The sequence below is a fragment of the Pseudomonas sp. SDO52101_S400 genome (genome assembly GCF_054071635.1).
The window spans coordinates 104,555-114,062 of record NZ_JBSVWF010000013.1 but is presented as its reverse complement, the minus strand read 5'-3'; the positions used below and the strand labels follow the sequence as shown (position 1 = coordinate 114,062).

General features: G+C 60.3%; 6 protein-coding genes. 2 read left to right on the top strand and 4 right to left on the bottom strand.

Annotated features, from left to right (window positions below; translation table 11 throughout):
• Positions 1-143: 143 nt before the first annotated feature.
• From nfuA to ACW9HX_RS09225, 3 genes are all read right to left on the bottom strand, one after another.
• The gene (gene nfuA / locus ACW9HX_RS09235) at positions 144-728 is read right to left on the bottom strand and encodes a Fe-S biogenesis protein NfuA (RefSeq protein ID WP_003225494.1); all 585 of its coding nucleotides are present in this window, start codon (positions 726-728) and stop codon (positions 144-146) included.
• A gap of 90 nt (positions 729-818) precedes the next feature.
• Positions 819-1,820 carry an acyltransferase family protein gene (locus ACW9HX_RS09230; RefSeq protein WP_457380342.1) on the bottom strand — a complete coding sequence of 334 codons (1,002 nt, stop codon included), beginning with the start codon at positions 1,818-1,820 and terminating at the stop codon, positions 819-821.
• A 59-nt stretch (positions 1,821-1,879) separates the two neighbouring features.
• Positions 1,880-4,177, bottom strand: coding sequence for a fatty acid cis/trans isomerase (locus tag ACW9HX_RS09225; RefSeq protein WP_457380341.1), 2,298 nt, complete (start codon positions 4,175-4,177; stop codon positions 1,880-1,882).
• Positions 4,178-4,336: 159 nt separating this feature from the next.
• On the opposite strand from ACW9HX_RS09225, the gene metH reads away from it, so the two are divergent.
• Positions 4,337-8,047 (top strand): methionine synthase, encoded by a 3,711-nt coding sequence (gene metH / locus ACW9HX_RS09220; protein ID WP_457380340.1) that lies wholly within the window; start codon positions 4,337-4,339, stop codon positions 8,045-8,047.
• Positions 8,048-8,147: 100 nt separating this feature from the next.
• Positions 8,148-8,366: a DUF2970 domain-containing protein gene (locus ACW9HX_RS09215; protein ID WP_096819961.1), complete on the top strand. Its 219-nt coding sequence runs from the start codon at positions 8,148-8,150 to the stop codon at positions 8,364-8,366.
• Between the two features lie 6 nt (positions 8,367-8,372).
• On the opposite strand, the gene ACW9HX_RS09210 is transcribed toward ACW9HX_RS09215, so the two are convergent.
• Positions 8,373-9,446, bottom strand: a complete 1,074-nt coding sequence (locus ACW9HX_RS09210; protein WP_457380339.1) for an ABC transporter substrate-binding protein — start codon at positions 9,444-9,446, stop codon at positions 8,373-8,375.
• Between the last annotated feature and the right edge of the window lie 62 nt (positions 9,447-9,508).

Sequence of the window (9,508 nt, the reverse complement as noted above, 5' to 3'; positions counted from 1 at the left end):
ACAGCCCTTTCGCGAGCAAGTCCGCTCCCACACTTGATCGCATTCCAAATGTGGGAGCGGGCTTGCTCGCGAAGGCGTCATTGAATTTCACGCAAAAAAAACGGCGCTCACGGGGCGCCGTTTTTCATGCCGCAGCGAACACCTTAGTAGTAGGCGTTTTCTTTCTGCGTGTGGTCGGTCACGTCGCGAACGCCCTTGAGCTCCGGAATGCGCTCGAGCAAGGTGCGCTCGATGCCTTCTTTCAGGGTTACGTCCGCCTGGCCGCAGCCCTGGCAACCGCCGCCGAATTGCAGCACGGCAATGCCGTCTTCAACCACATCGATCAGGCTGACCTGACCGCCGTGGCTGGCCAGCCCCGGGTTGATTTCGGTTTGCAGGTAATAGTTGATGCGCTCGTTGACCGGGCTATCGGCGTTGACCATCGGTACTTTGGCGTTCGGCGCCTTGATGGTCAGTTGGCCGCCCATGCGGTCGGTGGCGTAGTCGACGACTGCATCGTCGAGGAACGCTTCGCTGAACGAGTCGATGTAGGCGGTGAAGCTTTTCAGCCCCAACGCTGTGTCTTCAGGTTTCTCTTCGCCCGGCTTGCAATAGGCAATGCAGGTTTCGGCGTACTGGGTGCCAGGCTGGGTGATGAAGACGCGGATGCCGATACCAGGGGTGTTCTGCTTGGAAAGCAGATCGGCCAGGTAATCGTGGGCGGCGTCAGTAATGGTAATAGCGGTCATGGAAACTCCTCGCAGGCTTGAGGCGGAGTTTACGCCAATCGGCGCGCGGCACAAAGTCCCAGTATTTACGTAGGAATAGTTCGCAATCGCCTAATTCGCCAGTTTGCCGTCGATTCGCGCCCTAAGCCATTGATAACTGCGCTTCTCCACCCATTCGTAGCTCAGCCACGAACCGATAGCGATAGCCAGCACACAGACGACAAACATCAGGTACGGGTTGATCCCATAGCGTCGTGCCAGATATCCGCCGGCCGACAGCACCAGCACGTGCATCAGATACACCGAGTACGAACAGTCTCCCAGCAACTTGAGCAGCCTGTTGTGTTCGACATGGCGCTCCAGCGCCATGCTGGCCATGACCAGCACCGCACTGGGCACGCCCCAGTTGAGCAATCGGGGTTCCGGCGGCAGGTGATAGATCGCCAGCAACGCACCACCAATCCCCAGCAACGGCAGCCAGAGCGCCGGCCCGATCCAGCCTCGACGGTAAAGCATGCCGATGCCGATCCCCAGCAGGAATTCATAAACGATGTCCGAGTGATAAAACTCGCTGACCCAGCCAAACCCGGTCCAGGCCTGGCACACAGCAAACAGCAGCGCCGCAACCACCAGCAAGCGGACTTGCAGCCGGAACAACAGCGCCCAGGCGAACAACACGTAGAACAGCATTTCGTAATTCAGGGTCCAGCCGACATTCAGGGTCGGATAGATCCCATAGCCGCCGGGATTTTCAGTCGGGATAAACAGCAACGACAGCAGCAAATGACGCCAGTCCACTGTCTGATCCGGCAGCAGCGGCCGGGCAAACACCACCAGCAACGCCATCAGCACGGTGTAGAGCCAATACGCCGGGACAATTCGAAACAGTCGATACAGCAGAAACCGCACCGGCGGTAGCGCTTTGCCTTCGGTGGACAGGAAAATCACCAGCCCGCTGATCACGAAAAAGATATCGACGCCCACGGCGCCCTTGTCGATGAACAGCTGCCCTATCGGCCCGCGCGCCTCGAAATCGAAGAAAATCTGCATAAAGTGATGGCAGACCACCGCCCATGCGGCGAGCGCTCGCAGGGCCTGCACTGAAATCAACATCGATGGCGCTCCCGATCCCTTACTCCACAGGATTGGGACAGCTGCCATAGATCAAACGATCAAAGATTCTCGTACCGGTTCATATCCAGCACGCCCTCTTCCACCGGGTCGGTTTCGTGGATGTACTGACTCAGGTCGTGGAAATAGAACCAGAACTGCGGATGGCTGCGCCGGATCCCCCAGCGTTCGACGATCTTCTCGAACTGCCCCGCATCTTTTGCACTTTCCATGGCATCGACAAATGCCGGCACCTGATCTGCCGGGATGTTGAACATGAAATTCGGGTAGCTGCTGAGCACGCCCGGATAAATGGTCAGGGTGTCGAGACCCGGCTGATAGCGCAGCGATTCACCGAGCAGGAACGCCACGTTGCTGTGGGCACGGTTGCGCAACAGGCTGTAGACCTCGCGTTTGCCGGAAGCGGTTTCGACGCGCAGCATGGTCGCTTCCGGCAACTGTTCGATCACTTTCAGGCCGGCAGCCGGGCGTGATGTCAGACGGCTGAGCGCCTGTTCGGCGTTTTGCAGCGCCGGGTCGATGTTCGGCCGCGAGCAGTAGGCATCCACACAGCGGTTGATCGGATCGGGCCGTGCGTTGAGGTCGCCGTAGCGGGCGAGCAACTGCATGGCGAAGTCATGCTTCGGGTCTTTTTCGTCGAGCTTCAGTGCCGTTGGCTTGTCGTCGTCGATGGACTCGTAGTCCAGCCACATCTTGAACTGGCCGCTGCTCTGATACCAATCGTCGAGATAATCCTCACGGGAATCAGCCGGCATCAGGCGCAGAAAGTTCTGTTCGGCACCGTTGCGGATCAGGTCGAAATACAGCCGGGTCTGCGCCTGATGGGATACGTTGCCGAACACGTCGAAATTGACCGCCAACTGGTAGTAGGTGCGTTCCAGCAGCGGATAGTCGAACAGCCACATCGTCTGCGGCACCTCACCGATCAGGCCTTTGGTCACCGAAGCGCTGTCGAAGTGGCGGAAGATGCTCAACAGTGCATTGTCGTTGCCGGCCCACAGGGTCGACCAGCTCGGCGCCGGCAGTTCGGCATAGCTGTCCCGGCGCAAGGCTTCGTACTTGTTGCGCTTGTTGCGATAGTCGCGCCACAGGCTCAGGACGCTGCCGACGTCGTCGTTCTGTCCGGGCATGGCCAGCAACGGCGTGGCCTGGCCGCGATAGTTCGGATCGGTGATGTACAGGTCATGTTCCGGCGCCTGGAACAGGGCCCAGAAGTTGTCGCGGATCACGTCGGTGGCGATCTGCCCTCGGCACACCGGGCCGCGAATGAACGTGCGCACGAAATATTCGGCGTTATCGAGCATGAACTGATAACGCGCCTGCGCCGGTATCGCCTCAAACGTGGCGAACGGGTTGGCCCGACTCTGCGGCCCGTAACCCGGCAGTGCATGAACCTGCCAGTTGCCGTTGTAGAACAGACTTTTGACCCGAGCCATCTTCGCCGCGCTCAGCGGGTAGGTGATGTGGGTCTTGTGCACGATCACGCCCTGCACCGGCCACAAACGGTAATACACCTGAGTGCCAGGATCGTCATTGGGACGGCGGGTGGCGATCAGGTCGATCGGCTGACCGGTCGGCGTGCGCGAGCGCACCCACTGGAAGTAATGCCCCGGCTCGCCGTCCTTGAAATAGATGTGTGCGAGAAACCAGTGTTCGAACAGCCAACGCCCGACCAGACTTTCCCGCGCGCCTGGCTGATTGAGCAGGTTTTCCCACTGCACGATCTGCATCGCTTCCCTGGCGCTCGGGGCCAGCCCCTGCTCGTCGATCGGCGCGCCGGACGCCAGCCAGCGCTGCAACGTCTGATATTGCTGGTTGGTCAGGCCGGTGACTGCCAGCGGCATGCCCTCTTTCGGGTGGGCGCCGGCATAGCCGTCGAACTCGGCCGGCATCGCGCACATGTTTTCCCGTTGCAGGCCGAGGACGATGTCTTCCGGCAGTTTGGCGTTGGGTGTCAGCGGTGTTTTGTGCCCCAGCTCCAGCATGCGCGCCATCAACGCAGCCTGACTGCCTTGGGCGTCAAGCACGGAATAGAAGCCTTTCTGCTGCCAGGCACGCTTGCCAAAAGCGTCGTAGAAGAGGCGCGTGGTCGGTGCCGCCTGGGTGCGCTCGCCGTCGTAGACCGGCATCTTGCTCGCGCCCCGCGCCGCGCCTTCGCCGCTGCCCAGGTTCAACTGACAGGCGGAGTCGTAGCACGCATGGCAGGCCACGCACTTCTCGGTGAAGATTGGCTGAATGTCGCGAGTATAGGAAATGGAAGGAGAACTGGCGGGAACCTGTGCAGTCGCACCCAAGCTAAAAACCAGCAATGCTGCGCTGATGACGACGCGGTACGACATGTCCCTGATCCTGATCCTGTAAGAAAAACCCGACGATTCTACCGTTATGACGCCCGTGCCAACATGAACGATATTCATGCAAAAGCGCTGCATGCTCTAAATCCGCACAGGTTTGTTATGATCCCGGTCCTTCGTCATGGCCTTTTTCGAGTAGTCCCAATGTCCGATCGCAGCGTCCGCCTTCAAGCTCTCAAGCAAGCCCTCAAAGAGCGCATCCTGATACTCGATGGCGGTATGGGCACGATGATCCAGAGCTACAAGCTCGAAGAGCAGGATTATCGCGGCAAGCGTTTCGCCGACTGGCCCAGCGACGTCAAGGGCAACAACGACCTGCTCGTGATTACCCGTCCCGACGTGATCGGCGGCATCGAGAAAGCCTATCTGGATGCTGGCGCCGACATCCTGGAAACCAACACCTTCAACGCCACCCGCATTTCCATGGCCGATTACGGCATGGAAGAACTGGCCTACGAACTCAACGTAGAAGGCGCACGACTGGCGCGCAAGGTTGCTGACGCCAAGACGGCCGAAAACCCCGACAAGCCGCGCTTCGTGGCCGGCGTGCTCGGCCCGACCAGCCGCACCTGCTCCCTGTCGCCAGACGTCAATAACCCGGGCTACCGCAACGTCACCTTTGACGAGCTGGTGGAGAACTACACCGAAGCCACCAAAGGCCTGATCGAGGGCGGCGCCGACCTGATCCTGATCGAAACGATCTTCGACACCCTCAACGCCAAGGCTGCGATTTTCGCCGTACAAGGCGTGTTCGAAGAGCTGCACATCGAACTGCCGATCATGATTTCCGGCACCATCACCGACGCCTCCGGCCGTACCCTGTCGGGTCAGACTACCGAAGCGTTCTGGAACTCCGTGGCCCACGCCAAGCCGATTTCGGTCGGTCTGAACTGCGCCCTCGGTGCCCGTGAACTGCGTCCGTACCTGGAAGAGCTGTCGGACAAGGCCAGCACCCACGTTTCGGCGCACCCGAACGCCGGCCTGCCGAACGAATTCGGCGAGTACGACGAGCTGCCGGTCGACACCGCCAAAGTCATCGAAGAATTCGCCCAGAGCGGCTTCCTCAACATCGTCGGCGGTTGCTGCGGTACCACCCCGGGCCACATCGAAGCGATCGCCAAAGCCGTCGCCGGTTACGCGCCACGGCAGATTCCGGACATTCCGAAGGCTTGCCGCCTGTCGGGTCTGGAACCGTTCACCATCGATCGCAGCTCGTTGTTCGTCAACGTTGGCGAGCGGACCAACATCACAGGTTCGGCCAAATTCGCCCGCCTGATCCGTGAAGACAACTACACCGAAGCCCTGGAAGTCGCCCTGCAGCAGGTCGAGGCCGGCGCCCAGGTAATCGACATCAACATGGACGAAGGGATGCTCGATTCGAAGAAGGCCATGGTGACCTTCCTCAATCTGATTGCCGGCGAGCCGGACATCTCCCGCGTACCGATCATGATCGACTCCTCGAAATGGGACGTGATCGAAGCCGGCCTCAAATGCATTCAGGGCAAGGGCATCGTCAACTCGATCAGCATGAAAGAAGGCGTCGAGCAGTTCATCCACCACGCCAAGCTGTGCAAACGCTACGGTGCCGCCGTGGTGGTGATGGCGTTCGACGAAGCCGGCCAGGCCGACACCGAAGCGCGCAAAAAAGAGATCTGCAAACGCTCCTACGACATCCTGGTCAACGAAGTCGGCTTCCCGCCGGAAGACATCATCTTCGACCCGAACATCTTTGCCGTGGCCACTGGTATCGAAGAACACAACAACTACGCTGTGGACTTCATCAACGCCTGTGCCTACATCCGCGACGAACTGCCGTATGCGCTGACCTCCGGCGGCGTGTCCAACGTGTCGTTCTCGTTCCGTGGCAACAACCCGGTGCGCGAGGCGATTCACTCGGTGTTCCTGCTGTACGCGATCCGCGCCGGCCTGACCATGGGTATCGTCAACGCCGGTCAGCTGGAGATCTACGACCAGATCCCGCAGGAACTGCGCGACGCCGTTGAAGACGTGATCCTCAACCGCACCCCGGAAGGCACCGACGCCCTCCTCGCCATCGCCGACAAGTACAAGGGCGACGGCAGCGTCAAGGAAGCCGAGACCGAAGAATGGCGTAGCTGGGACGTCAATAAGCGTCTGGAACATGCGCTGGTCAAGGGCATCACCACCCACATCGTCGAAGACACCGAGGAATCCCGTCAGTCCTTCGCCCGCCCGATCGAAGTGATCGAAGGCCCGCTGATGTCCGGCATGAACATCGTCGGCGACCTGTTCGGTGCCGGTAAAATGTTCCTGCCGCAGGTGGTCAAATCCGCCCGCGTGATGAAACAGGCCGTGGCCCACCTGATCCCGTTCATCGAACTGGAAAAAGGCGACAAGCCGGAAGCCAAGGGCAAGATCCTCATGGCCACCGTAAAAGGCGACGTGCACGACATCGGCAAGAACATCGTCGGCGTGGTGCTCGGTTGCAACGGCTACGACATCGTCGACCTCGGCGTAATGGTCCCGGCGGAAAAGATCCTGCAAGTGGCCAGGGAACAGAAGTGCGACATCATTGGCCTGTCCGGCCTGATCACTCCGTCGCTGGATGAAATGGTCCACGTGGCCCGTGAGATGCAGCGCCAGGACTTCCACCTGCCGCTGATGATCGGCGGTGCGACCACCTCCAAGGCGCACACGGCGGTGAAGATCGAGCCGAAGTACAGCAACGACGCGGTGGTCTACGTCACCGACGCCTCCCGCGCCGTGGGCGTGGCGACGCAGTTGCTGTCCAAGGAACTGAAAGCCGGTTTTGTCGAGAAGACCCGCGAAGAGTACGTCGAAGTCCGCGAGCGTACCGCCAACCGCAGCGCCCGCACAGAGCGTCTGAGCTATGCGGCTTCCATCGCGAAAAAACCGCAGTTCGACTGGGCCACTTACACCCCGGTCAAACCGACGTTCACCGGCACCCGCGTACTGGATAACATCGACCTCAACGTGCTGGCCGAGTACATCGACTGGACGCCGTTCTTCATCTCCTGGGATCTGGCCGGTAAGTTCCCGCGCATCCTCGAAGACGAAGTGGTCGGTGAGGCCGCGACCTCGCTGTACAAGGACGCGCGCGAGATGTTGACCAAACTGATCGACGAGAAACTGATCAGCGCCCGTGCGGTGTTCGGCTTCTGGCCGGCCAATCAGGTGCACGACGACGATATCGAACTGTACGGCGATGACGGCAAGCCAATGGCCCGCCTGCATCACCTGCGTCAGCAGATCATCAAGACCGACGGCAAACCGAACTTCTCCCTCGCCGACTTCGTCGCGCCGAAGGACAGCGAAGTGACCGACTACGTCGGTGGTTTCATCACCACGGCCGGGATCGGCGCCGAAGAGGTGGCCAAGGCTTATCAGGACGCTGGCGACGACTACAACTCGATCATGGTCAAGGCCCTGGCTGACCGTCTGGCCGAGGCCTGCGCCGAGTGGCTGCACCAGCAGGTGCGTAAAGAGCACTGGGGTTACGCCAAGGATGAAGCCCTCGACAACGAGGCGCTGATCAAAGAGCAATACTCCGGCATCCGCCCTGCCCCGGGCTACCCGGCGTGCCCGGATCACACCGAGAAAGCCACGCTGTTCGCCCTTCTCGACCCTGAGGCCCAGGAAATGCGCGCCGGCCGCAGCGGCGTGTTCCTCACCGAGCACTACGCGATGTTCCCGGCGGCAGCGGTCAGCGGCTGGTACTTCGCGCATCCGCAGGCGCAGTACTTTGCCGTGGGCAAGGTCGACAAGGACCAGGTGCAGAGTTACACCTCGCGCAAAGGTCAGGAACTGAGCCTGACCGAGCGCTGGCTGGCGCCTAACCTGGGTTACGACAACTAAGCAAAAGCACGACCAAAAGATCGCAGCCTGCCCCGCAGCCTGCGATCTTTTTTTATGGGTTGACTATGCTTGTCTGACACACACGGCAGACGAGGGATTTATGGACGATCCAGTCGACAACAAGCCACCGACCTTCTGGCAGATGCTGCAAAGCGTCATGGCGGCGGCGTTCGGGGTTCAGAGCGGCAAGAACCGGGCAAGGGACTTCACCCATGGAAAGCCCAGCCACTTCATCTTCCTGGGCATTGCGTTCACAGCGGTTTTCGCCCTGACGCTGTTTGGCATCGTTCAACTGGTGGTGCATCTGGCAGGCGCGTAACCTGCGTCAGTGCATCAGGGTTTGCAGGTTGAACGGATAGCGATACGAGGTCGGACGGCCTTTCGCCGAGAGCTTGCGAAAATGCACGCCGTAGTCCGGCGAGGCGCCCATGGCCAGCAATCGGCGGGCGTGATCTCTGTCGATCAGCTGTAACAGCGGAATCTGCCGGTCACGGCCACCGTACTGATTCAGATCGACGCCTTGCGCATCATCATGAAGTTCGACCAGCGCCCAGCCACCGAGGGTGAAATGCCCGCCGAGCAACGCGCTCAGGCGGCCATCAACCATGGCCCGCAAAGCCTCGGCCGATGTATTGACCGCGCTGAATAAAACGTCCCTGCCCGGCACTTTCCCCGCCTCGGAAACGGCGCGCATCGCGCCGAAAGCCATTTCATCGTTGGCTGCCCACACCAATGACACGTTTGGATATCGGACCAACAATTGCTTCGCCTGCTCGTAGGCACGCTGCTGCGTCCAGCCGCCATACACCAGTTGCCGCAAACGTACCTGAGGATGCTCGGCCAGCGCCCGCTGCATGCCCTTTTCGCGCAGTTGTGCCGAGGGTGTGATCTTGAGCCCGGAAAATGCCAGCAGATCGATGGTCTCACCGGGAGCCACCGCAGGATGCAGCCTGATCAACTCCTTCATCATCAGGTAACCGCCCTCCTCGTCGTTGGGCACCAGACTGCCTACACGATCCGGGCGCTCTGCCATCAGGGTCTGCTGGTTGGGCGTCAGTGCCGAGTTGACGATAAAGAGCTTCACGCCACTGTCGTTGGCCATGCGCAGAATCTGTGGCGCGACGTACTGTTCATTGACGAACACCAGATAATCCGGGCGATCAGGCCCTTGCAGCGCCAATCGCGCCTGCGCCAGGGTCAGTTCAGGCTGACGTTGGGCATAAAGGATGCGCAGGTCGATCCCCAGATCCCGGGCGGCAGCCTGCATGAATTGCGAATAGCTGACCCAGAACGCTTCCTCGGTCGACCCTGGGTTGAGAAACAGCACGGACTCCGCCCGCGCGCCAGCCCCGAAGGCCATGCCCAGCAAAAGCAGGCTGATATGGAGAAACTTGAACATGAAGCATCCGGGCCCAGGGAAAAATGGCCGCGCATTATAGCCATTCAATCGCCGGCCATTAG

Excerpts from the sequence above, each read along its gene's own strand:
- ACW9HX_RS09215 (WP_096819961.1), top strand. The coding sequence starts at position 8,148 with ATGGACGATCCAGTCGACAACAAGCCACCGACCTTCTGGCAGATGCTG.
- nfuA (WP_003225494.1), bottom strand. The coding sequence starts at position 728 with ATGACCGCTATTACCATTACTGACGCCGCCCACGATTACCTGGCCGAT.
- ACW9HX_RS09230 (WP_457380342.1), bottom strand. The coding sequence starts at position 1,820 with ATGTTGATTTCAGTGCAGGCCCTGCGAGCGCTCGCCGCATGGGCGGTG.
- metH (WP_457380340.1), top strand. The coding sequence starts at position 4,337 with ATGTCCGATCGCAGCGTCCGCCTTCAAGCTCTCAAGCAAGCCCTCAAA.
- ACW9HX_RS09225 (WP_457380341.1), bottom strand. The coding sequence starts at position 4,177 with ATGTCGTACCGCGTCGTCATCAGCGCAGCATTGCTGGTTTTTAGCTTG.
- ACW9HX_RS09210 (WP_457380339.1), bottom strand. The coding sequence starts at position 9,446 with ATGTTCAAGTTTCTCCATATCAGCCTGCTTTTGCTGGGCATGGCCTTC.